The organism is Flavobacterium potami (assembly GCF_020026915.1).
In the GTDB taxonomy this organism is placed as follows: Bacteria; Bacteroidota; Bacteroidia; order Flavobacteriales; family Flavobacteriaceae; genus Flavobacterium; species Flavobacterium potami.
In genome coordinates this window covers 1-23,365 of record NZ_JAINUY010000002.1, presented here as the reverse complement: position 1 = coordinate 23,365, position 23,365 = coordinate 1, and the positions used below count along the sequence as shown (strand labels likewise).

Sequence of the window (23,365 nt, the reverse complement as noted above, 5' to 3'; positions counted from 1 at the left end):
AGATTAACACAAAATCTTAAAAAAAACATAAAAAGTTAAATTTTAATATTTTATCGAAATTTACTAAAACGTTATCGTTACAAGAAGAAATTAAGACAAAAACCAAATATGTTTATATCTCTTGTAAAATAAGGCTTCAAGACACTTATTAACTAAAAACCAATCAATTAAGACCTAAACAATATATTTCTTACAAACCAACACAAGAAACAATCGGTTGCTTTTATTTCATAAAAAAACTCCCTCACAAATAGCTGAAAGGGAGTTTTATAAATTAAAAAAAGGGACCTAAAAAACTATAAATTCATCTTTTTAGCATCTTCTACAAATTGTTTTAAACCAATATCGGTTAAAGGATGTTTCAATAATCCTTTTATTGCAGAAAGAGGTCCTGTCATTACATCTGATCCGATTTTAGCGCAATTGATAATATGCATGGTATGTCGAACAGAAGCAGATAATATTTGCGTTTGATAATTGTAGTTATCGTAGATTTCTCTGATTTCTGAAATCAAATGCATTCCATCTGTCGAAACATCATCTAAACGTCCTAAGAATGGAGAAACATAAGTCGCTCCGGCTTTAGCAGCAAGCAACGCCTGACCAGCCGAAAAGACTAAAGTTACATTGGTACGAATTCCTTTTGAAGAGAAATATTTACAGGCTTTTACTCCGTCGCCAATCATAGGTAATTTCACCACAATCTGCGGATGTAAAGCGGCCAATTCTTCTCCTTCTCTTACCATTCCTTCATATTCTGTAGAGATTACCTCAGCCGAAACATCGCCATCAACGATATTGCAAATAGCCAAATAATGGTTTAATATATTTTGTTTTCCGGTAATGCCTTCTTTTGCCATTAATGACGGATTGGTGGTTACGCCATCTAAAACGCCTAAAGCCTGCGCTTCTTCAATATCTTGAAGATTGGCAGTGTCAATAAAAAATTTCATGTTTTTTGTGGTTTTTTGGTTAAATACTATTTTGCGTAAAAAAAACTTTGTCAAAGTTTAAAACTTTGACAAAGTTCCTTGTGTATTCTAGCGAGAAAAAATGTGCATTTCGATTGATCCTGCTCTTCAAAAAACCTCCAATAAAAATTTAACTCACACTTAATTCTTATCAAACTGACTTTATTTATCCTTTAAGATTATCAAAAATAGCAACTAAACCTTCAAACTATTTTTTTCAAATTTAAAGCTCAAAAAAAGCCATAATCTTAATACACATTTTTCAATTTTGATCTTAAAAGTAGTTTTAAACACAATTAACGTTTTATAACTATCACATTTAAAAACTCAAATCTTTTTAGATATTTTGTCTCACTAAATATTTTTGTAGAAACCTAACAGGTTTTTAAAACCTGTTAGGTTTAATTTTAAAATCTAAACCAATTAAATATATTGGTTAATGATGTTTTCAAACAATTCTTGTTTACCGCTTTGAAGATTTAATTCTCCATTTTCATGAGCGATAGTGTAAAGATCTTTTAAACCTAATTTTCCATCAGCGAAATCTTTTCCTTTTCCAGAATCGAATGAGCTGTATCTTTCTTTTCTTAATTTCTCGTATGGAGAAGAAGAAATGATTTTATCAGCTGTCAATAAAGCTCTTGCAAAAGTATCAGCTCCACCAATGTGTGCTAAGAAAACATCTTCTAAATCTGTAGAGTTTCTTCTTATTTTTGCATCAAAGTTAACTCCACCACCTTGTAATCCGCCAGCTTTTAAGAAAACCAACATCGCTTCAGTCGTTTCTTGAATGTTATTTGGGAATTGGTCTGTATCCCATCCGTTTTGGTAATCTCCTCTGTTTGCATCGATACTTCCTAACATTCCCGCTTTTGCAGCCACTTCTAATTCATGTTGGAACGTATGTTGTGCCAAAGTAGCGTGGTTTACCTCAATGTTGATTTTGAAATCTTTATCTAAACCGTATTGTTTTAAGAATCCAATTGCAGTTGCAGAGTCAAAATCGTATTGGTGTTTAGAAGGCTCCATTGGTTTTGGCTCGATGAAGAAAGTTCCTTTAAAACCTTGTGCTCTTGCGTAGTCTCTAGACATTGCTAAGAATTGCGCCATGTGGTCTAATTCTCTTCCCATATCTGTGTTTAGTAAAGACATATAACCTTCTCTACCACCCCAGAATACATAGTTTTCTCCGCCTAAAGCGATAGTTGCATCCAAAGCTAATTTTACTTGTCCACCAGCTCTTGCCACAACATTAAAATCAGGATTTGTAGCGGCTCCGTTCATAAATCTTGGGTTTGAGAAACAGTTTGAAGTTCCCCAAAGCAATTTAATTCCAGATTCTGCTTTTTTCTGTTTTAAATACTCTGTAATGAATGCTAAACGTTTTTCTGATTCTGCGAAAGTTGGCCCTTCGTTTATCAAATCGTAATCGTGGAAACAGAAATAATCGAATCCCATTTTGCTAATGAATTCAAAAGCAGCATCAGCTTTATCTTTAGCCGCTTGATACGGATCTGATGAAGCATCCCAAGCAAAATTTTGAGTTCCAGGCCCAAATGGATCGCCACCTTGTCCGCAGAAAGTATGCCAGTAAGCAATTGCAAATTTAAAGTGCTCACGCATTGTTTTTCCAGCTACAACTTGGTCTGGATTGTAATATTTAAACGCCAACGGATTGTCAGATTCTTTTCCTTCAAACTTAATTTGGCCAATACCTTTGTAGTATTCTTTATCTCCTAAAACTATCATTTGTTCTTTTATTTATTTTGTTAATATTAATTCTAATTCTTGTTTCCATTTGTTGTAAGCCGTTTCATATTCCTCTTTGTTTTTAAGAGGCAAAAAGGTCATGACGTGATCGTTTGTGGTAATTCCCGAACCAAACTTTTCAAAATCACCATCGGTCAAGCCAACAGCTCTCGCCGCTCCTACTGCTCCGGTTGTATTGTAAATTTCGATTTCGTGACCAATTAAAGTTGCCACAGTATTCGAGAAAATCTCAGAACGGAATAAATTATCATTTCCAGCTCTAATGACATTAATAGTTGCATTATCATCTTTCAAGCATTCCATTCCGTATACAAAAGAAAACGCAATAGCTTCTAAAGATGCTCTGAATAAATGCGCGTTGGTATGAATATTAAAATTCAGGTTTAAAATATGAGAGCCAATGTTTTTATTATTGAACATTCTTTCAGCTCCATTTCCAAACGGAATTACAACCAATCCTTGCGAACCTACGTTGATCTGAGATGCTTTTTCATTCATTTCTTCATACGACTCATTTCCAATATTGTTTCGCATCCATCGGTATTGAATTCCCGCTCCATTTATATTCAGCAATTTCCCAACTCTCGGATTTGATTCTTTATAATTTACATGAACGAAGTTGTTTACACGAGTGCTTTTCCCTGAATTTGTTTCTGTTACAGCATAAAAAACACCCGAAGTACCACCTGTTGCCGCAACCTCACCTGGACGCAATACATTTAATGACAAAGCATTATTTGGCTGATCTCCTGCTCTATACACAATCGGAATTCCAGCAGGAAGACCAGATTCTTGTGAAGCTTTCTCTGTAACAACACCTTGATTCGTAAAATTCTCTACAATTTTCGGTGTCAACGACTGATCGATTCCGTAGTAATCCAGAAGCCAGTCTGCCACTTTATTTTCTTTATAATCCCAAAGCATTCCTTCAGACAAACCGTTTTTAGTTGTCGTTACTTCGCCTGTCAATTTCAAAGCGATGTAATCTCCCGGAAGCATGTATTTATCAATTTTGTTATAAACTGCTGGTTCGTTTTCTTTAACCCATTTCAGTTTCGAAGCAGTGAAATTTCCTGGCGAATTCAATAAATGCGACATGCATTTTTCTTCTCCAATTTCGGCGAAAGCCTTATTTCCAATTTCAACCGCACGGCTGTCACACCAGATAATTGAATTTCGTAATGCAGTTCCTTCTTTGTCCACAATCACCAATCCGTGCATTTGGTACGAAATACCAATTCCCTGAATTTTGGAAGCGTCTATATTAGCTTCTTTAATCGCTCTTTTTGTTGCTGTACAAATGTATTGCCACCACATTTCTGGATCCTGTTCTGCCCAATCTGGATGAATCGAAAGGATTTCCATTTCGTTTTGAGGCTCATTCAAAACAATGATTTTTTTGCCTGTTTCTGCTTCCACCAAGGCTGCCTTGACAGAAGAACTTCCAATATCATAACCGATATAATACATAACTTACAATGATTCTCTTATTATTAATTTAGTCGGCACATAACACTTCGTTTCTTCGTCATGCGTAATAAATGCCGCTGCTTTGGTTCCCATTTCGTTAAAATCAGTCGAAACAACTGAAATCCCTTTGTATATAAATTTCTTCATTGGTGTTTCGTTGTATGAAAGCAAACCAACATCTTTTCCAGGTTCAAAATCCTTTTCTTTGCATTGCTCTAAAAAGTATCCTAAAATCCTGTCGCTTACACTGATATAAGCAATTCCTTTCTCGATATTGAACTTTTTCGGATCTGTGATAATGTCGTATTGAAAACCAAAATCAGCACAGAATTTCTTGAAAAACTCTACCGTTTCCCAAGGATGATTCGTGAAATCCGGATATATAAAATCTATTTTTTTATACTTTTTAAACAATTCAACTGCCTCTTTCAAAGCATCATAAAACGCTTTTCCAAAATCCTGAAAAACATAATTATTTGCTTTATCCGCTCGGATATTCCAGTCAATCAAAAGCAATTTATCTTTTGAAATCGCCGATAACGCTGGCGGAATTTCTTTGTGGTCAAAATTCATCACCACATATTTATAATACTTCCCAATTCCGTTGTTAATGATCGTTTTAAAAACATCAATATTATAATGATGAAACTGCACATCGATAATCACATTATCCGGCAGATTATTTACAACCGAATGATACAAAACCTCTTTATAAGCCTTAAACGTATCTAAAACCAAAAGCACTTTTCTCGTTTCACCTGCTACATAATAGCCTTTATTTGGTACAGAATCAATTACTTTTTGATCCTTCAAAATCGAATACGCCTTAAAAACTGTGTCTCTCGAAAGCTGATATGTTTTGCAGATCACATTCACAGACGGAAGTAAATCTCCCTTTTGCAAAATATTCTCCGCAATAGCATTTGTAATTCCATCAACCAACTGTTGGTATTTCGGAATATCACTTTCGTGATTTATTATAAACTCAAATTTTTCTTCTTCTTTTAACATACCGTTCTGTTCCGTTCTGTTATGCTAAAGTAGACAAAAATCTTTTACAAAAAATTATTTTTTATCTTAAAATTGTTATTTTTTTAAATGTGTTAATCTAAATAATTTGGGCGTGCCCCTCCGGGTCGGGCTATCCGTTTCAAGTCCTCGCCTGCTCGTTCCTCGCGGCTGTGGGCTTTCCACTTCTATCCCTCACGCGAACGGTTTCACAAGAAATGACGAGGCATTATTTTTCCAAAAACTTCAGCAACATGATTTAACCGCAAAGTTCGCGAAGGTTTACGCAAAGAACGCAAAGGTTATCCTTTCCAACTTATACGACCAGTTTTGTCATCCTGACGAAGGAAGGATCACACTAGAAACTCCACACAGAATGTCGTCAATCTTTGTCGAATCCCGCGTGTGATCCTTCCTTCGTCAGGATGACATACTAAGCGAAAGTCTTAATCAAAATGCTTCCCAGAAGCATACATCCCCAAATAAGTCCCCACAAAACCACCAGCCTCTTTGGTACTCAAAATAGAACCATCGACATCTTTAATCAATAAATTCCATTCTGCTTTTTCAGCGGTTTTAAAATAAAAACTATATAATCTTCCGTTCCCTTCAATCTTTACAAATAAAGGTTTATCAGTATCTAAAAGTTCTTTTTTAGAAATAATTTCAGATTTCCCTTCATTAATTTTAGAAGCTGTTCTTTCCACAAAAACTTCCAATTTATTATCTGCATTCAGACGTTTTCCAACCAAAAAATAATGTTTTTCATTTTGAAAAGCAGTCAAACCCGCTACTTCTAAATTATCTTTCGGATTGAATTCTAACTTTACCGAAGCTTCAAATTTTAAATGATGCTGTCTTCTTCCAATAAAAGAAAAATTACTTTCCGTATGAATCGATTCTGGTCTTGGCTTTATTAGCAATTTTCCATTAACCAGTTCGTACCATTTCTCTTTTGGCGTTCTGATAAAACTCCATTTAAAATCCAATTCATTCGAATTAAAATCGTCTTTTGAAACGAAATTCCCATTCAGAGGCTCTGTTTTTTCTTTCGAAAGAGGCAAATTCGGGCGTTTATGAATCATCGGAATCGGTTCATTTCCGCCAACAATTTCTGGCCAATCGTTTTTCCATTCTACTGGCATCATAAACGTTTCTCTGCCTAAATTGTATAAATCTGGCCCGTAAGGTCTGCATCCTAAAAATACCGACCACCAATCGCCGTTTGGCAATTCTACAAAATCGGCATGACCTGTTGTAGAAACTTGATTTTTACGATTCGGATCTAAATGCGACTGCGTTAAAATCGGATTCTGAGCGTAACTTTCGTAAGGGCCATAAATGGTTTTACTTCTAAAAACAACTTCTGAATGGTTGAAACCTGTTCCGCCTTGAGCGCAGATTAAGTAGTAAAATCCGTTCTTTTTAAGCACATGCGGACCTTCGATCCAAACGGGCTTTTTAGACATATCGGTTCCGCCGTTAATAACTAATTTGGGCTTTGTTGTGGTTTTTTGTGTTTCCAAATCGTATTCCAGCATGTAAATGGCGCGATGGCCGTCATGAACCGAAATATTATTGGGCGGAAGTCCGTTATGCGTAATATAAACTTTTCCATCTTCGTCAAAAAAGAGATCAGGATCGATTCCGTTAACCTCAGGAAGTACAATCAGATTTGACCAAGGTCCAGCAGGATTTTTAGCCGTAACAATAAAATTTCCGACACCGCTTACATTGGTGCAAATCACATAAAATATTCCTTTATGGTAGCGAATTGTCGGCGCGTACATACCACCTGATAAACGGGAATTACCAAAATCAGCTTGTTCAGCACGATTGATAATATTTCCGATTTGTTTCCAATGCACTAAATCGGTGCTTTCAAAAATGGGCAATCCAGGAAAATAGCAAAAAGAAGAATTGACCAAGTAAAACTTATCTTCAACCCTGCAAATTGTAGGATCAGGATAAAAACCAGCCAAAACAGGATTTAAATAATTAGCATCTGAATTCGATACATTTTGATACGCGTCATCATTTCCTCGGTAATCAAACCAATCAAAAGCAACATAATCGGAATACACAACCGATTGTGATTTTTGTGAAATTTTTTTACACGAAGAAATAGCACTCATCAAAAGGACTACTGCAACAATTTTTAAACCTGTTTTTCTTCTTATCATATTCTTAATCAATCAATCTTCTTATTCCGTAAGGATCAATCGTAATAATCGAACCGTCTTCTAAATAATCGATTTTTGTTACTTTCATGCTTCGCAAATGCGTTACCCCTTTTGATAGACTTGAATCATGATAAAACAAATACCATTCGCCTTCTACTTCGCAAATCGAATGATGCGATGTCCAACCCACAACCGGATTTAGGATTCTTCCTTGATAGGTAAAAGGTCCATAAGGATTATCTCCAATTCCATAACAGATAAAATGTGTATCTCCAGTTGAATAAGAGAAATAATATTTTCCGTTGTACTTATGAACCCAAGAAGCTTCAAAAAAACGACGATCGTTATCGCCTGCTTTTATAACTTCTCCCTTTTCATCCAGAATTAAAATCTCTTTAGGTTCTTCGTCAAATTCCAGCATATCTTCTCGAAGTCTAGCCACGATAGGTCCTAACTCTTTTTCGTCTGCTGTTGGTTCTTCGTTATTCTCGTCGTATTGGTTATTTCGGTATTTCTGAAGCTGTCCGCCCCAAATTCCTCCAAAATAGATATAGTGTTTGCCATCTTCATCTTCAAAAACCGCTGGATCAATACTATAGCTTCCTTTTATTGCTTCTTTTTCTGGAACAAAAGGCCCAACTGGAGAATCTGAAATCGCCACTCCAATCTGGAAAATTCCGTTGGCACGTTTCGCGGGGAAATACAAATAGTACTTTCCATTTTTACAAGCTGCATCAGGCGCCCACATTTGTTTTTCAGCCCAAGCAACGTCATCTACGTGTAACGCAACGCCATTATCTACAGCTTCTGATGCAATATCTTCCATCGAAAAAACGTGATAATCTTGCATGCCGAAATGATCGCCGTTATCGTTAAACGGAATTCCAGCATCAATATCGTGCGACGGATAAATATAAATTTTACCATTGAATACATGCGCCGAAGGATCGGCTGTATAAATATGTGATACTAAAGGCTTTGAAATCGCCAGTTCATCAATTTCCTTGAAATCAATGTGTTCAATGCTATCTTCAGGCATAGTGCTATTTTGTTTAAATAATTAAGTTCTTCTTTGTTTAAGGTCTGTTTCAATTTGCACTTCCATTTCTTTATTGATTTTATAGAAAAACAGCAATCCAGCTCCGATTAAAAAAGGGATTGCAGGGAAAATACTCACTAGTAATTTTATTCCGTTTACGGCTGTTTCTGATTGTTGAGAAGCATTTGGAACGTAATGAAAATAACCTAAAAATAAGGTTGTTAAAGCTCCTCCAACACTTAATCCAGTTTTCAGTCCAACCATCATGGCAGAGAAAATAATCGCAGTGGCTCGACGGTTATTCAGCCATTCTGAATAATCGGCAACATCAGCAATCATTGCCCAAAGAATTGGAATTGTGATTCCGTAGAAAAAACCGTGTAAGATTTGAGAGAAAAACATCAATCCGATTGACGCTGGCGGGAAGAAATAAAAAGCAATAATGAATAAAGTCGAAATGAATAAAAATACTCCAAAGACATTTCGTTTTCCGTATTTGTCTGCCAGATTTTTAGACAATGTAATGCCGACAATCATAAAGATAATGCCACCCGCATTGAATAAACCAAAGCCTGCAGAAACTGGATCATTTCCAAAATGATTCAATCCAATTGTAGTTAAAAAATCTAATATTGGCTGGATAAAAACAGCTAATTGTTCTTTGTTCACGTAATTCTCAAAATAATACACATACGAACCGCCTTTCATAGCCAAAGTCACAAAAACTAAAGTAGTCAGCGTAAGCATAATTACCCAAGGTCTGTTTTTAATCAAATCGCTCAAGTCTTCTTTAACGCTCGACTTTTGTTCAGGTTTTGGAATAATTCTTTCTTTGGTCGTTAAAAACGTAATTAAAAGCATGATTGTTCCAATAATTGCCAGCGCGGTCATTACTTTCTCGATTCCGACTGCTTTATCGCCGTTTCCAGCACTTTTTATAATGCCGAGCATAAAAACCTGAACGAAAAACTGAGCAAACATAACTGCCACAAAACGGTACGATGACATACTGTTTCGTTCTTTCATATCGCCTGTAATTACACCGCTTAAAGCTGAATAAGGTAAATTATTCGCAGCATAAAAAAGCAATAATAAAGTATAGGTTATGACCGCATAAATTACTTTTCCTTTATAAGAGAAATCAGGAGTTGAAAATGCTAATAAAGCCACAACTCCAAGCGGAATGGCGGTTATTAAAATCCAAGGTCGAAATTTTCCCCATTTGGTACTTGTTCGGTCTGCCAAAACTCCAATAATCGGATTAAAAATAAAAGCAGCAATCAAACCAACGATCAACATAATGATTGAAGAATCGGTTGGCGATAAGCCATAAATATCGGTGTAAAAATACGCCAGATACGTCATCAAAGTCTGAAAAACCAAATTGGCTGCTAAGTCCCCTAAGCTGTATCCAATTTTTTCTTTGATGGATAGTTTTTGTGAAATGTTAGTCATTCTTGGGTTTGTGGTCATTTTGTTGGTTAGTTAGTTTCTACTCCTGCAAGGTTTTCAAAACCTTGTAGGTTCACTATTCCTTTAAAAGTGCTCTTTAATCATACCTACAAGGTTTTGAAAACCTTACAGGAACGAGAAATTCCACTTAAACAATCGGTTGTGTAAAATTAGACAAAAAAACATATTATGCAAATTTAGTTTACTTTATTTAAGTTATTTTTCAAACCACAACCGATTGTTGATCAATTTATCAAAAATTAGGCTTTTTTAGTATTTATTCTTTAGTTTCTTTAAGTTTTAAAAGACTATCGTACGCTTTTTTATGCCTCAAGTCTTTATCAAACGGCAAAGGATAATTTGTTCTTCCTTTTATTGGCCAATCGTTTAACCAAGATTGTCCGTCGTGAACGCCCCAAAAAGTAACTCTGCTAATTTTATCTTTGTGTTTCAAAAATAATTTAAAAATTGAAGCGTAACGTTCTGCAAGCTTGTTTTGAATAGAATCTGGCAATGCTTTTGGGTACGGATTCATTTTTGCACTTCCTTCAAATTTCTGACTGATCTCTGCTCCTTTTAAGTCCCACGGATTTGGTAAAACTGTAATGTCCAATTCAGTAAACGCTACTTTAACTCCTAAAGCAGAATATTCTAAAATGCTTTTTTCAATTTCTTCTATTGACGGACTGTTTAATCTCCAATGTCCTTGAATTCCAACTCCGTCAACCTTTCCTCCTTCTGCTTTTATTTTTTTGATTAAAGCAATTGCGCCTACTCTTTTTGCTGGTTCTTCGATATTATAATCGTTATAATACAATTCGGCTTTCGGATCTGCTTTTGCTGCTAATTTAAAAGCATCAACTAGATATTTCTCTCCCAATGTTTTCAAGAAAACCGATTGTCTTAAAGTTCCGTCTTCATTTAAAGCTTCGTTTACAACATCCCAAGAATTGATTTTTCCTTTGTATTTTGAAACAATTGTATTAATGTGATCTTGCATAAAAGCTTTCATTTCTGTGCTGTCAGCAATTTTCTCCATCCAAGGCGCTAATTGGCTGTGCCAAATCAAAGTATGTCCGTGAATGAACATTTTATTCTTTTCACCATACGCCACAAATTTATCAGATAAAGCAAAATCATATTTGTCTTTCTCCGGATGCGTGTACATTGATTTCATAATATTCTCAGCTGTAATAGCATTGAATTCTTTACGAATCAGCGAATCTTCCTTAACTTTTTTTACTTCAATTTGATCTGCACTTAAAGCAGTTCCAATATAGAAATCGTTTTTATAAGCATCTTTTAATGAAGCGGTTTCTTTTTGCGAAGTACAACTTACTGCCAGTAAGGTCGTGACGGCAAATAAGTAAGGTTTAATGAATTTCATATCTTTTGGTTTAAATAGTTAAAAGTTTTCCTTCGACGTAGACCTGACAGGTTTTAAAAACCTGTCAGGTCTAAATCCGTAATAATTATTCCTTCCTAAAACTCTCCGGCGGTCCTAAATACGACTCCAAAACTTTCCCTTCTTCCGTTTCAATTACAATTTTCTGAAGCACTAAAGCCGAATCAATCGCATAAATTTGCAAAACATGATTTCCTGCATTTTCTATTTGATGCGTCGAGCTTATAATCTTAATATTATTCGCAACCGATTCTGCCCAGTTTTTCTCTGTCGAATCTGCGTTGAGGTTCATGATTTGTGGTTTTTCTGAGTCGAAAGCAATTCCGTATTTCAATCCGTTGCCCATTTTGAAATTGATTGTCGGTGAAAAATAGGCTTTTACCTTTACTTTTCCTTTACTGAAAAAATGAACATCATATTCTAATCTTGGCGATTGTTCTGAAATTTCAATCGGCTGAATATTCGAAGGTTTTATGGTTATTCCCGAATCTGTTTTACCTAAATTCGGAATTACAGTCCATTTTAAAGAATCTGAATTTATAACTTTTGAATAATTTTTGCTTTCTATTGAAATATAACCGTCGTTCTCAACAAAACCGTGAACACCATCTAAATTTTTATTAATTGATGGTTCAGCTTTTGGCGAATTTTCAACAGAAACTTTCGATTGAGCTTTATCTGAAACTTCTATTGTTTTCGGAATCACATTTTTTTCTGGCTGTTGCCAATTATCGTAACCAATATGCGTCTGCGACATCATATAATTCCATTTACCGTTTGATAATTTCGTATGATAATAATTCGTAAGCTCATTGTCTTTTTCAAACAATTCTTTTACTTTTTCAGCATACATATTTGCAAGAGCATTTCCTTCTTCTGCATACAAATGATTTTTAGCTGTTGCCACGTACAATTCATTCAAATTCGAACTTGCCAAAACTGGAAACAAAACCAGCTGATAAAAAGCGTCTTTATATTCTGGCTGTAATTTTTCGTTTACCGAATTGGCTTTTTCAACCAATTTTTGATATTCCGCAACAACTTGATCTGCTTCATTATAATTAGTTATGCTATAGGTTTTAGCATCCAACAATTCTGGTTTTCTGCGCGCATTATATTTCGTGTACAATTTTAAAATTTCGGCAATTTCTTCAGCAAACTGATTTCCGAAATTCTCTTTTGCCCAATTCACATAATAATCTTGTAGATTTCCAGCGTTAAACTTTTCAGGATTCCAAGCCATATCTAAAAAGAACTCGATCGGAAATTCCATTGGTTTAATATCGCCGACATTTACAATCCAAATTTTATCGACTCCATATTGATACGCCAAATCCATTTGCTCCCAAGTTCGCTCGATTTGGTTTGTATTAATCCATTTGTAATTTCGCGGACCACCGACATAATCAAAATGATAATAAATTCCGTAACCGCCTTTTCTGGGCTTAGCATTCAGTTCTGGCAATTTGCGGATATTTCCCCAATTGTCATCGCACAATAAAAGCGTTACATCGTCTGGAACTCGCATTCCTTTATCGTAATAATCTTGAACTTCTTTGTAAAGCGCCCACATTTGGGGCGTTTCTTCAATCGGTTTTTTAGTTACTTCTTGAATGATATTTCGCTGGGTTTTGACAATATTTTCTAACAAATCGATTGCCGTTCCTTCCGTCATGGGTTCGTCACCATCGCCACGCATGCCAATCGTGACAAGGGTTTCTTTGTTTCCCATTCTCTTAATTCCGTCTTTCCAGAAATTAATCAAAGCTTCCGAATTGCTACTAAAGTCCCATTTCCCATTTGCTTTTCCCCATTCGGCATGCGCTCTTGTCAACGGTTCATGATGCGAAGTTCCCATCACAATTCCATATTCATCGGCCAAAACAGCGTTCTGCGGATCTTCGACATAAAACATTCTGCCCCACATTGCTGGCCATAAATAATTGCCTTTCATCCTCAAAATCAATTCAAAAACAGTATCATAGAATTTCGAATTGAATCCGCCGTATTTTTCAAAAGCCCAACCCGTCAAAGCCGGAGCTTCATCATTTATAAAAATACCACGATATTTTACTTTCGGCTCACCTTGCGAATGAATTCCAGGCAAAACATGTAATTCTGATTGTTTTTTCACAGGAACATCTGCCCAGAAATACCAAGGCGAAACTCCGATCTGATTTGACAAATCGTAAATTCCGTAAATCGTTCCTCTTTTGTCTGAACCTGCAATTACCACGGCTTTCTTGATTCCTTTAAACGGATTTTCAACAATCTGCGTTGTAAATTTTTCCCATTTTCCTTGAAGCGCATTTTTATCAATTTTTCCTTTTTTGGCTAATTGATCGATGATTTCGCTTTTTCCTAATGTTCCAATTATAACAACAAAATCTTCTGCCTCAGAAATCTTTTTAATCCTTTTTGGATGTAAATCCGAAACTTTAAAAATGTCATTTTCTAAATGTTCTGCCACTTTTAAAACTCCTGCATAATCTTTATCACTCAGCAAAATCGAAGCTATTTTTCCTTTTGAAACTAAAGGGAAATTTTCGCTTGCTGATTGATTGACCACATATTTCTCTGGATTTATGGCGTGCAATTTTGTGCTTAACCCGATTAGGAAAAGTAGTGAGATGATATAGGATGTTTTAATTTTTAAACACATAGAATCATAGATTTTCTTTGTCTGTAAAAAGGTGTTTCACTTGTTTAAATGCACATAGTTTTCACCAGTTTTACTTTACTCATGGCAGACCTGACAGGTTTTAAAAACCTGTCAGGTCTAAACTTCGCAACAACTCTCGCAAGTTTTGTCATTTCGACTCTCCTTCGTCGAAATGACAAACAGAACGTTTTATTTCTTTATTTACAAATTCAATTTATACCCAATTCCCATTTCCAAACCTCTCAACTCGGCAAGACCTTTTAATCTTCCCGTTAAAGAATAGCCAGGATACGTTTCTGTCTTTTCGTCCACTTCGTGAAGAAAACCGTGATCTGGACGCATTGGCAGACTTACTTTGGTTTTATTCATCAACAGTAATAATTTTTCTACAATTGCGCCCATATTGGCATCACCATTTAAATGTTCCGATTCTCTAAAAATGGTTTCGCTTTCGCGAATGGTATTTCTTAGGTGCAAAAAATGGATTCTATCTTCATAATCGCCGATTATCTTCTCCAGATTATTCTTTGGATCAGCACTTAATGAACCTGTGCAATAGCACAATCCGTTTGCTGTTGAAGGAACAGCGTTGAAAATCGCTTTCAAATCAGCTTCTGTTGAAACGATTCTCGGAAGACCCAAAACCGAAAACGGCGGATCGTCTGGATGGATCGCTAATTTTTGTTCGTTTAGCTCTGCGATCGGCGTTACTTCTGATAGAAAATAAATCAGGTTTTCTCTTAGTTTTTCATTGTTGATATCGGAATAATTATCTAAAAGCGATAAAATCTGTTCTGCCGTAAAATTGATTTTACTTCCTGGCAATCCCAACAAAACATTTTTAAACAACAAAGCTTTTTCATCTTCAGACAATTGATTTCCAAATTGCAATGCTTTTTCTTTTTCCGCATCCGAATAATCATTTTCTGAATTTGGTCTTTTCAAAAGAAACACATCAAAATAGGTAAATGCATCTTGATTGTACAGCAAAGCTTTGCTTCCATCTTCGTTTATAAAATTATGATTGGTTCGCACCCAATCCAGAATCGGCATAAAATTATAAGTAATAATTTTGATGCCGCAATCTGCCAAATTCTTTAAACTGATTTTATAATTTTCAATGTATTGCAAATAATTTCCAGAAGCACGTTTGATTTCTTCATGAACTGGTAGACTTTCTACAACCGTCCATTCTAAACCTGCATTTCTGATTACCTCTTGTCTTTCCTGAATATCCTGAACCGACCAGATTTCACCAACCGGAATTTGATGCAAAGCCGTTACAATTCCTGTTGCTCCAGCTTGTTTTATATCAATTAGTTTTACGTTATCCTGAGGTCCAAACCAACGCATGGTTTGCTGCATTTTTATCATACTCCCTTAATTTTTTAATCTCGTAAAGTCGCAGAGGCGCAAAGTTTTTATTTAATAAAGCTTAAAAGAAAAATACTTTGCGACTTCGCGTCTTTGCGAGCAATTTCATTTAGACTTAAAATCCAATGCTATTTCCACCATCAACTGGCAGAACTGTACCCGTAGTATATTTTGATTCACTTAAAGCGAAATAATAAACTGCATCTGCAATGTCCGAAGGTTCTCCTAAGAATCCCATTGGCGTTCTTCCTAATACTTTATTTTTTCTTTCTGGATCGTTATCCAAAGCAGCTGCAGACATTTTGGTTTTAATAAATCCAGGAGCAATACAATTTACTCGGATTCCTGCTGGAGCTAATTCTGTTGCCATAGCGCGCGTCATTGACTCAATAGCACCTTTACTTGCTGAATACGCGATTACTTTTGGAATTCCGTATTGAGATGCCATTGAACTAATGTTGATGATACTACCGCTTCCGTTAGCTTTCATGTTTTTTACCACCTCTCTACTCACAGAAAATACGCTTAGTAAGTTGGTATGAATTATTGAAAGAAAATCTTCATCAGTTACATCTGGAATTTCTTTTTTCATGTTGATTCCAGCGTTGTTTACCAAAATATCAATTGGATTTTCTTTTGTGATACTTTCAATCATTGCAGGAATTCCAGCCAGATTATTTAAGTCGAAGATTACTGGAATAGCATTTTCTCCAATTGCCGCACAGGCATCTTCTGTTTTTTCTTTTGATCTTCCGATTATGTAGGTTTTGATTCCGTTATCACAAAGTTTTTTTGCTGTTGCAAAGCCTAATCCCGAATTTCCTCCGGTTACAATTGCTGTTTTATTGCTCATAATTTTTAAAAATATTTATTTGAACGCGGATGATGCGGATTCGCTATCGCGAAAACGCTGATGTACGCGGATTTTTTATTTTTTATCGGAAAAAATCCGTCTTTTTTCTGTGTCTTCGCGATAGCGAATCCGTGTAATCTGCGTTATATTACTCAATTTATTATCCATTTCCCGGTGCAAATGGGAATTTTAATGATTTAAAATAATCTAAAGTTTGTGTAGGTTTTTCTACTCCTGTTGGAAGTTCTTTTCCTGAAAACTGCTGAAAATAAAGCAGACAAGCATCACGCCACCATTTTGCTTCTTTATATTGAATTTCCAATAACATTTCGACTTCATGAAAACGTACGCTATCAACATACTTTTCAGTTTTCTTCCAGACATTTTGCATTTCATTGACCTGATTTACTCCTTCCTGATATTTCAACGCTAAGCCATTCCAAAGTGTTTGGCCGTTTTTCAATTTATAATCCCATGAAACGTGATGAAACCATAAAAGATCTTGTTCTGGACAAGTTTCTAAATTATCAAAAAGTCTCTCGACTTCAGGCGCATATTGTGCAGTCGCATTAGTTCCTGTTTTAGAACGGTCGAAACCAATTCCGTTTTTATCGGCTTTATGATAATACGTCGGATTCCATTCTGGTCGTGACAAATTTGAAACCCACGGTCCTGGTCCGTAATGATGACCAGTGTCCATAATATGATGTAATCCAAGCGGTGTCATGTAATTAACAACGGCTTCTCGAGATTCGATCATCATATTTTTTACTGGTTTAATGAAATTTTCATCGTTTGAAAAAGTACTCTTCAACCATTCATCAGCAATCGTTTCAGAATCTAAATACGGATTCCAAGCCAATCTTCCGAAACCATACCAATTCGCCTGCGCAAAAGGATGTCCTGTCCAATTTAAATCGTTTCCTATATTGGCAACACCTGCAATTCCTGTTAGTTTATTTTGGTATAAAGTTCCATCAATAACTTTGGCAACGGTCGAGCCTTTTCCCTGTTGATAGGTGTCTGACTCTAAAACTTCCTGAAATAATTTTGGCAGAAAAACCAAATGTGTGCTGAATCCTAAATATTCCTGTGTAATTTGAAATTCCATCATCAAAGGCGTTTTCGGCATTGCGCCAAATAAAGGATGAAACGGTTCTCTCGGCTGAAAATCGATCGCTCCATTTTTAACCTGAACAATTACATTTTCTTTGAACTTTCCATCGTAAGGCTGAAATTCCGCGTAAGCTTGTTTCGCACGGTCGTTTGCATCATGTTCCGAATAGACAAACGCTCTCCACATAATTACACCGCCAAAAGGCGCAACGGCATCAGCCAACATATTGGCTCCATCGACATGATCTCTTCCATAATTTTGTGGCCCAGGCTGACCTTCTGAATTGGCTTTCACCAAAAAACCTCCAAAATCTGGAATTCGTTTATAGATTTCTGCCGCTTTGTTTTTCCACCAATTAATCACTTGAGTATCTTTTGGATCGGCGGTTTTAAGGTTTCCAATTTCGATTGGTGCCGAAAATCTGGCGGTTAAATAGACTTTTATTCCGTAAGGTCTAAAAACGTTGGCTAAAGCTTCCACTTTTTCTAAATATTGAGGCGTCAGGATTAAAGCATTAGCATTTACATTAGTCAAAACCGTTCCGTTAATTCCGATTGAGGCATTCGCTCTAGCGTAATCAAGATAGCGCTGATCTATAAAATCTGGAAGTTTCTGCCAGTTCCAAAGCGAAAATCCGGCGTAACCTCTTTCAACAGTTCGATCTAAATTATCCCAATGGTTTAGAATTCTGATATTTGTTTTTGGAGAATCGGCAATGTTTAAATTCTTAACCGATTTATTAGTCTGTAATATTCTCAGAAAATTAAAAACTCCGTATAAAACGGCAACATCATTTTTTCCTGTAATAATGATTTGCTTTTTGCTTTTAAAAGAAAAGGATTTGATAATAAAACCTTCTGTACTTATTTTATCAAAATCAGATTTTAATTCGTTTTTGATCTCCACATTTAAATTCGATTGCGAACCAATAATTAGATTATTCTCTCCTTTGATTTCTGATTTGATTTCTGGAATAGTTCCCAGCATATCCTGAAAACCTGTTTGAAGTTCTTTCTGAGCAATTTTAATGGTTTCTGAATTTCCAAAAACCACAATTCCTTTAAGATTGTTTTTGTATTCTAATGCCAATGCCGAATTACTCACAGCATTATATTGAAGCCATAATTTATAATCCTTTTGTGCCGAAGCCGAAAAGGAAATCAAAAGAAACAGGAAAACAAATCTTAATGAAGCCATTTGGTTTTAATTTATTCTTTACAAATTCTATTTTGAAAGAATCAATATTTTATTTCAGTTTAAAAGTATTTGATAAAATTTTAATTCAAAAAATACATTATCCTAAACAAAACAACAATTGCAATCGGTTGCGTAAAAATATAGGATTGTTGTTTAAGAAAAAAATTTTAGCGCTGCTTTTTTTAAAAAAAATAATTTCATTAACAAATAAAGGCAGGATAATTTAAAAAACTATCCTGCCTATAGTGGGTGTAAATTTTAGACTCTTTACTAATCCTTTATCTTTTGTAATACGCTACAATACTGGCTTTTTCCAAAGTCTGGTTCCAAAGATTAAATCCAACAACTGCCGGATTTGTATTCTCCTCTGTTCCCAATTTATCTGTTTTTAAAGCATAAACTGTAATGATATATTGGTGGTATCCGTGACCAACTGGCGGACAAGGCCCTCCAAATCCTTTGATTCCGTAATCGGTAATACTTTGAATCGCTCCTTTTGGAACAAGATTTTTAGTTCCTGCATTGGTTACCAATTCGTTTACATTTGCCGGAATATCCACCACAACCCAATGCCAGAATCCGCTTCCTGTAGGAGCATCTGGATCGTACATGGTTACAGCAAAACTTTTGGTTCCTTCTGGAGCATTTTTCCAAGATAATTGCGGGGATTGATTTTCGCCAGAACATCCAAATCCGTTGAACTCCTGAACTTTAGTTGTTGCTCCTCCCAAATCTTTACTCGTTAAGGTGAATGTTTTTTGTGCAAAAATAGATGTCGAAAAAATCGCTGACATCGCCAAAATTAAACTTAGCTTTTTCATTTTATCTGATTTAAAATTTTAAGCAAAGTTAGATTTGGAACAGCTGAATAATTTTAGGCAAAGGTTCAAAAACTGTTGCTAAAAGCTCAAATCGTTTTGTGATGTTTGGGCGTAACGCCATATTTGATTTTGTAAGCTTGGCTAAAGCTTGAGAGATTTTCATAACCAACTTCAAAATAAACTTCAGAAGGGCTTTTCTCTTGACTCAACAAGTAATGCGCATGCTCGAGTCTTTTATTTTGAAACCATTTTATAGGTGATTCTGAATAGTATTTTTCGAATTCTCTTTTAAAAGTCGAAACACTCATATTGCATAAAAAAGCTAATTCTTTCAACGTCAGTTTACTCAAATGACTGTTTTCGACAGTTCGAATGAATTTTTGCGAAGCATCATCACTATTTGTGGTTAAAGAATAAAGAAAATCAGTTCCGTATTTATCAGTCAGATAAAGCATAATTTCATCAAACTTCACTTCCAATAATTTTGACTGAATTCCTTTTGAAAGGTTAGAAATATCGGCTAAACTTTCTACAAAACGTTTTAAAAAATCGTCATAATCAAAGGCATAAACCGATTTTTCTACGATAGATTCTGATCGTTCGGATTCTATTTTTCTAATGAAATTATGAAGCATTTCATTAGAGAAAAACAAAAGAACACTTTTATAAAGAGAAGTTTCAGAAACTCTTTTTTCTGTCATTAAACAATTCCCAGATCGCATTATTATAAACTTAGAAGGTGTTATTGACAAGGCTTCATTATCAAAAATGACTTCTTTTGTTCCTTCAATCAAAAAACTAATTATGTTCTGATTTAGAATAATCTGCTGTTTCGCAACGTCTTTAGAACTACTATACCCCACAACATGTACCTGTTGTGATTTTTCTAAATTCATTTCGTCTGGAAGTGTAATTGTTTTCATAAAAAAATATTGGCTTACCAAACGAATCGATAAGCCTTATTATTTAGAATATTTTGATTTTATTTTTGAGTAGATTCTCTTGCGAGTACTTCTGTATTTAAAAAGGTAATTTCTTTAGCATCGTCATTTTTAGCCGATTTCAAATTCTTGATAATGATTTCAGCCGCCGCTTTTCCCATTTTTTCAGCAGGATGTGTAATGGTCGACAAATTAGGATCGATAATCTGCGAAATTGGGTCATTATTAAAACCAATTACTTTAAATTCTTCTGGTACTTTTATACCGCGTTTTTTAGCCGTTTGCACAGCACTCACGGCAATAATATCTCCAGGAGCAAATAATCCGTCTGGCATTGGTTTCAAATCAAATAAAGCATTACTGGCTTTTACACCGTCTTCATACGTAACCGAATTTAAATTGATGATCAGATTTTCATCTATATCAACATTATGATCTTTTAAGGCTTCTATGTAACCTCTTTTTCTTTCATTATATAAATTCCCTAATTCTGATCCTGCCGTAATGTGCGCAATACGAATACAACCTTGCTCTATAAGGTGTTTTGTCGCTTTATAACCAGCCGAATAATTATCGATCACTACTCTAAAAGTATTATAATCTTTCGGAACCCTGTCGACAAAAACTAACGGAATATTATTGTTTGAGAATTGATGAAAATGCGATGTGTCGCGCGTTTCCATAGCCAATGAACAAATTACACCGCTCACACGATTGCTGTACAAGGATTTCGCCATATTAACTTCTTCTTCATACGAGTCGTGCGACTGCATGATGATTACAGTATAATCAGATTTTTGAGCGGTAATCTCGATTCCGCTGATTAAAGACGATAAAAAGGGCTGTGTAACGGTGGGAATCAAAACGCCAATGGTTTTGGTTTTATTTCCACGCAAACCTGCAGCTAAAGTGTTGGGTACAAATCCCATTTCTTCAGCGGTTTTTTTCACTTTCTTTATCGTTTTATCACTAATGGTATGATGATCTTTTAAAGCTCGTGAAATGGTTGATGTTGCCAAATTAAGTCTTTCGGCAATATCGTAAATCGTTACATGTTTATTCTCTTCCATAAAAAAACTAATAGAAGATGTAAATATAAACTATTTTCTTTCAAGATGTTCTTTTCGAAAATTGGTTATAAATTAAAATGTCCCTAAAATATCCCGACTTTATAAATCTGGTATTTTACGGAGCATTCATTGTGACAATAATGGTTACTTGTCTTTCTTTTTGTCTTTTAGAATTTTACCGTCTTTGGTAAATTCCAAATCGATTTTATTGGTTAAATCTACGTCAAGATCTTTGTGCCCATAGTCAATGTGCGTTATTTTTTCATTCGGATGATTTTTTGCAACGTAAGCCTTAATATTATCTGGAATAAAATCAGTTGGAATTGGCTTGTCTCCGCCGTCTACTTCACGATAGGAGCCGTCCTTCCAAAACTCTACTTCTGTTCCATCTTTTAATTTTACTTCAAAACCTTTTTCACCATGTTCAGGGTCCTTTTGTGCTTTTTCTACTGAAGTATAACTAAAATGTTTATTTAAAAAATCCTGTGCAGGTTTTGGCAGTTCTGTTACTTCGATTTTCTTTTGGGCGCTGGCCGAGATTGTTACTATTAACAATGCAACAGCTAAAAATATTTTCGTTTTCATAATTTGATTTTTTAATATAGCAACACTAATTTACTGTAAGAAAACTTACATTCAAATTAATTTAAGAAACATTTATCTTTATAACAAACTGATAAACCAATAGTTATACTCAAAAAAGTTCTTTACACACATTTCATTAAAATTCTTAATTTAGTATAAACCGTTAAACAAAAACACATGCGTTACATTTCTATTTTTCTGCTTATACTATTAGCGACATCATGTAAAAATGAAGAACAAGTCAAAACACTATCTAAATATTTCACTTACGATCAAGATAAAATTGAATCGGCAGGAGTCAAAATGATTCCTATAAAAACACCTGTTGGAGAATTCAAAGTTTGGACAAAACGATTTGGAAATAATCCTAAAATCAAAATTTTATTGCTACATGGGGGACCAGCCATGACTCATGAATATATGGAATGCTTTGAAACATTTTTTCAACGCGAAGGTTTTGAATTTTATGAATACGATCAATTGGGTTCTTATTACAGCGATCAGCCAAAAGACAGCAGTTTATGGACAACAGAAAGATTTGTAGAAGAAGTAGAACAAGTTCGAAAAGCCATCAATGCTGATAAAGATAATTTTTATGTATTGGGAAATTCATGGGGAGGAATTTTAGCAATGGAATACGCTCTAAAATATCAGCAGAATCTAAAAGGATTATTAGTTTCAAACATGATGGCAAGCGCTCCTGAATATGGAAAATATGCTGACGAAGTTTTAGCAAAACAAATGAAACCAGAAGTTTTATCGGAAATAAGAGCTCTTGAAGCTAAAAAAGAATTCGATAATCCCAGATATATGGAGTTATTACTTCCAAATTTCTACAAAGAGCATTTATGTAGATTAGAAGAATGGCCAGATGGACTAAATCGCGCCAGCAAACATGTTAATGGAGAAATTTATACTCTAATGCAAGGTCCAAGTGAATTCGGAATAAGTGGAAGATTAGCAAAATGGGATATTAAAAATCGTTTACATGAAATTACCATTCCAACCCTCATGATTGGTGCAAAATATGACACAATGGATCCAAAAGCAATGGAAGAACAGAGTAAATTAGTTAAAAAAGGCCGTTATTTATACTGTCCAAACGGAAGTCATTTAGCAATGTGGGATGATCAAAAAGTTTTCATGAATGGTGTAATTCAATTTATTAACGACGTTAATCTTGAAAAAACTTAATCACTCCAAAATACAAAAGGCTAATATTCAAAAATTTACAGATAAATATATTTCTCATATGGGCATTACCCTTCGGGTCGCGCTGTCCGCCCCATGATTTCTTGAAAAAGTTTTCCCAAAATATATCAAAAACAAAAAACCCCATCCGATTTGGATAGGGTTTTTCAAAAGAAAGGCGACGACATACTCTCCCACATAACTGCAGTACCATCTGCGCAGGCGGGCTTAACTTCTCTGTTCGGGATGGGAAGAG

17 protein-coding genes and 1 rRNA gene are annotated in these 23,365 nt (G+C 35.1%); 1 reads left to right on the top strand and 17 read right to left on the bottom strand.

What is annotated here, in order from left to right; genetic code table 11:
- Positions 1 to 296 precede the first annotated feature (296 nt).
- From fsa to K6T82_RS05810, 16 genes are all read right to left on the bottom strand, one after another.
- Positions 297 to 953, bottom strand: a complete 657-nt coding sequence (fsa, locus tag K6T82_RS05885; protein WP_223705012.1) for a fructose-6-phosphate aldolase — start codon at positions 951 to 953, stop codon at positions 297 to 299.
- A gap of 441 nt (positions 954 to 1,394) precedes the next feature.
- On the bottom strand, positions 1,395 to 2,720 hold the full coding sequence (gene xylA / locus K6T82_RS05880) for a xylose isomerase (RefSeq protein WP_223705011.1): 1,326 nt from the start codon (positions 2,718 to 2,720) through the stop codon (positions 1,395 to 1,397).
- A gap of 12 nt (positions 2,721 to 2,732) precedes the next feature.
- On the bottom strand, positions 2,733 to 4,211 hold the full coding sequence (locus tag K6T82_RS05875; RefSeq protein WP_223705010.1) for a xylulokinase: 1,479 nt from the start codon (positions 4,209 to 4,211) through the stop codon (positions 2,733 to 2,735).
- A 3-nt stretch (positions 4,212 to 4,214) separates the two neighbouring features.
- A complete protein-coding gene (locus K6T82_RS05870) occupies positions 4,215 to 5,222 on the bottom strand; it encodes a GntR family transcriptional regulator (RefSeq protein ID WP_223705009.1) in 1,008 nt (335 codons plus the stop codon).
- A 443-nt stretch (positions 5,223 to 5,665) separates the two neighbouring features.
- Positions 5,666 to 7,402 (bottom strand): glycoside hydrolase family 43 protein, encoded by a 1,737-nt coding sequence (locus K6T82_RS05865; protein ID WP_223705008.1) that lies wholly within the window; start codon positions 7,400 to 7,402, stop codon positions 5,666 to 5,668.
- A gap of 4 nt (positions 7,403 to 7,406) precedes the next feature.
- Positions 7,407 to 8,441, bottom strand: coding sequence for a glycoside hydrolase family 43 protein (locus K6T82_RS05860; RefSeq protein WP_223705007.1), 1,035 nt, complete (start codon positions 8,439 to 8,441; stop codon positions 7,407 to 7,409).
- A 21-nt stretch (positions 8,442 to 8,462) separates the two neighbouring features.
- Positions 8,463 to 9,896: an MFS transporter gene (locus K6T82_RS05855; protein ID WP_223705689.1), complete on the bottom strand. Its 1,434-nt coding sequence runs from the start codon at positions 9,894 to 9,896 to the stop codon at positions 8,463 to 8,465.
- A 274-nt stretch (positions 9,897 to 10,170) separates the two neighbouring features.
- On the bottom strand, positions 10,171 to 11,280 hold the full coding sequence (locus tag K6T82_RS05850) for an endo-1,4-beta-xylanase (RefSeq protein ID WP_223705006.1): 1,110 nt from the start codon (positions 11,278 to 11,280) through the stop codon (positions 10,171 to 10,173).
- Positions 11,281 to 11,365: 85 nt separating this feature from the next.
- Positions 11,366 to 13,960: a glycosyl hydrolase 115 family protein gene (locus K6T82_RS05845; protein WP_223705005.1), complete on the bottom strand. Its 2,595-nt coding sequence runs from the start codon at positions 13,958 to 13,960 to the stop codon at positions 11,366 to 11,368.
- Positions 13,961 to 14,161: 201 nt separating this feature from the next.
- Positions 14,162 to 15,325, bottom strand: coding sequence for a mannonate dehydratase (gene uxuA, locus K6T82_RS05840; RefSeq protein WP_223705688.1), 1,164 nt, complete (start codon positions 15,323 to 15,325; stop codon positions 14,162 to 14,164).
- A 124-nt stretch (positions 15,326 to 15,449) separates the two neighbouring features.
- Positions 15,450 to 16,187 (bottom strand): SDR family NAD(P)-dependent oxidoreductase, encoded by a 738-nt coding sequence (locus K6T82_RS05835; protein WP_223705004.1) that lies wholly within the window; start codon positions 16,185 to 16,187, stop codon positions 15,450 to 15,452.
- A 160-nt stretch (positions 16,188 to 16,347) separates the two neighbouring features.
- A complete protein-coding gene (locus K6T82_RS05830; RefSeq protein WP_223705003.1) occupies positions 16,348 to 18,501 on the bottom strand; it encodes an alpha-glucuronidase family glycosyl hydrolase in 2,154 nt (717 codons plus the stop codon).
- A 278-nt stretch (positions 18,502 to 18,779) separates the two neighbouring features.
- Positions 18,780 to 19,322 (bottom strand): YbhB/YbcL family Raf kinase inhibitor-like protein, encoded by a 543-nt coding sequence (locus tag K6T82_RS05825; protein ID WP_223705002.1) that lies wholly within the window; start codon positions 19,320 to 19,322, stop codon positions 18,780 to 18,782.
- 86 nt (positions 19,323 to 19,408) lie between these two features.
- The gene (locus K6T82_RS05820; protein WP_223705001.1) at positions 19,409 to 20,245 is read right to left on the bottom strand and encodes a helix-turn-helix domain-containing protein; all 837 of its coding nucleotides are present in this window, start codon (positions 20,243 to 20,245) and stop codon (positions 19,409 to 19,411) included.
- A gap of 59 nt (positions 20,246 to 20,304) precedes the next feature.
- Complete coding sequence (locus K6T82_RS05815; RefSeq protein ID WP_144215121.1) at positions 20,305 to 21,333, bottom strand: LacI family DNA-binding transcriptional regulator; 1,029 nt, start codon at positions 21,331 to 21,333, stop codon at positions 20,305 to 20,307.
- A gap of 144 nt (positions 21,334 to 21,477) precedes the next feature.
- Positions 21,478 to 21,918: a PepSY-like domain-containing protein gene (locus K6T82_RS05810; RefSeq protein ID WP_223705000.1), complete on the bottom strand. Its 441-nt coding sequence runs from the start codon at positions 21,916 to 21,918 to the stop codon at positions 21,478 to 21,480.
- Between the two features lie 177 nt (positions 21,919 to 22,095).
- Here K6T82_RS05810 and K6T82_RS05805 point away from each other — a divergent pair, with 177 nt between their 5' ends.
- Positions 22,096 to 23,112, top strand: a complete 1,017-nt coding sequence (locus K6T82_RS05805) for a proline-specific peptidase family protein (RefSeq protein ID WP_223704999.1) — start codon at positions 22,096 to 22,098, stop codon at positions 23,110 to 23,112.
- A 170-nt stretch (positions 23,113 to 23,282) separates the two neighbouring features.
- Here the strand turns inward: K6T82_RS05805 and rrf are convergent.
- Positions 23,283 to 23,365, bottom strand: a 5S ribosomal RNA gene (gene rrf / locus K6T82_RS05800); the annotation flags it as partial.

Bases quoted from the DNA above. Each gene is read 5' to 3' on its own strand.
- fsa (WP_223705012.1), bottom strand. From the start codon at position 953: ATGAAATTTTTTATTGACACTGCCAATCTTCAAGATATTGAAGAAGCG.
- xylA (WP_223705011.1), bottom strand. From the start codon at position 2,720: ATGATAGTTTTAGGAGATAAAGAATACTACAAAGGTATTGGCCAAATT.
- K6T82_RS05875 (WP_223705010.1), bottom strand. From the start codon at position 4,211: ATGTATTATATCGGTTATGATATTGGAAGTTCTTCTGTCAAGGCAGCC.
- K6T82_RS05870 (WP_223705009.1), bottom strand. From the start codon at position 5,222: ATGTTAAAAGAAGAAGAAAAATTTGAGTTTATAATAAATCACGAAAGT.
- K6T82_RS05865 (WP_223705008.1), bottom strand. From the start codon at position 7,402: ATGATAAGAAGAAAAACAGGTTTAAAAATTGTTGCAGTAGTCCTTTTG.
- K6T82_RS05860 (WP_223705007.1), bottom strand. From the start codon at position 8,441: ATGCCTGAAGATAGCATTGAACACATTGATTTCAAGGAAATTGATGAA.
- K6T82_RS05855 (WP_223705689.1), bottom strand. From the start codon at position 9,896: ATGACTAACATTTCACAAAAACTATCCATCAAAGAAAAAATTGGATAC.
- K6T82_RS05850 (WP_223705006.1), bottom strand. From the start codon at position 11,280: ATGAAATTCATTAAACCTTACTTATTTGCCGTCACGACCTTACTGGCA.
- K6T82_RS05845 (WP_223705005.1), bottom strand. From the start codon at position 13,960: ATGTGTTTAAAAATTAAAACATCCTATATCATCTCACTACTTTTCCTA.
- uxuA (WP_223705688.1), bottom strand. From the start codon at position 15,325: ATGCAGCAAACCATGCGTTGGTTTGGACCTCAGGATAACGTAAAACTA.
- K6T82_RS05835 (WP_223705004.1), bottom strand. From the start codon at position 16,187: ATGAGCAATAAAACAGCAATTGTAACCGGAGGAAATTCGGGATTAGGC.
- K6T82_RS05830 (WP_223705003.1), bottom strand. From the start codon at position 18,501: ATGGCTTCATTAAGATTTGTTTTCCTGTTTCTTTTGATTTCCTTTTCG.
- K6T82_RS05825 (WP_223705002.1), bottom strand. From the start codon at position 19,322: ATGAAAAAGCTAAGTTTAATTTTGGCGATGTCAGCGATTTTTTCGACA.
- K6T82_RS05820 (WP_223705001.1), bottom strand. From the start codon at position 20,245: ATGAAAACAATTACACTTCCAGACGAAATGAATTTAGAAAAATCACAA.
- K6T82_RS05815 (WP_144215121.1), bottom strand. From the start codon at position 21,333: ATGGAAGAGAATAAACATGTAACGATTTACGATATTGCCGAAAGACTT.
- K6T82_RS05810 (WP_223705000.1), bottom strand. From the start codon at position 21,918: ATGAAAACGAAAATATTTTTAGCTGTTGCATTGTTAATAGTAACAATC.
- K6T82_RS05805 (WP_223704999.1), top strand. From the start codon at position 22,096: ATGCGTTACATTTCTATTTTTCTGCTTATACTATTAGCGACATCATGT.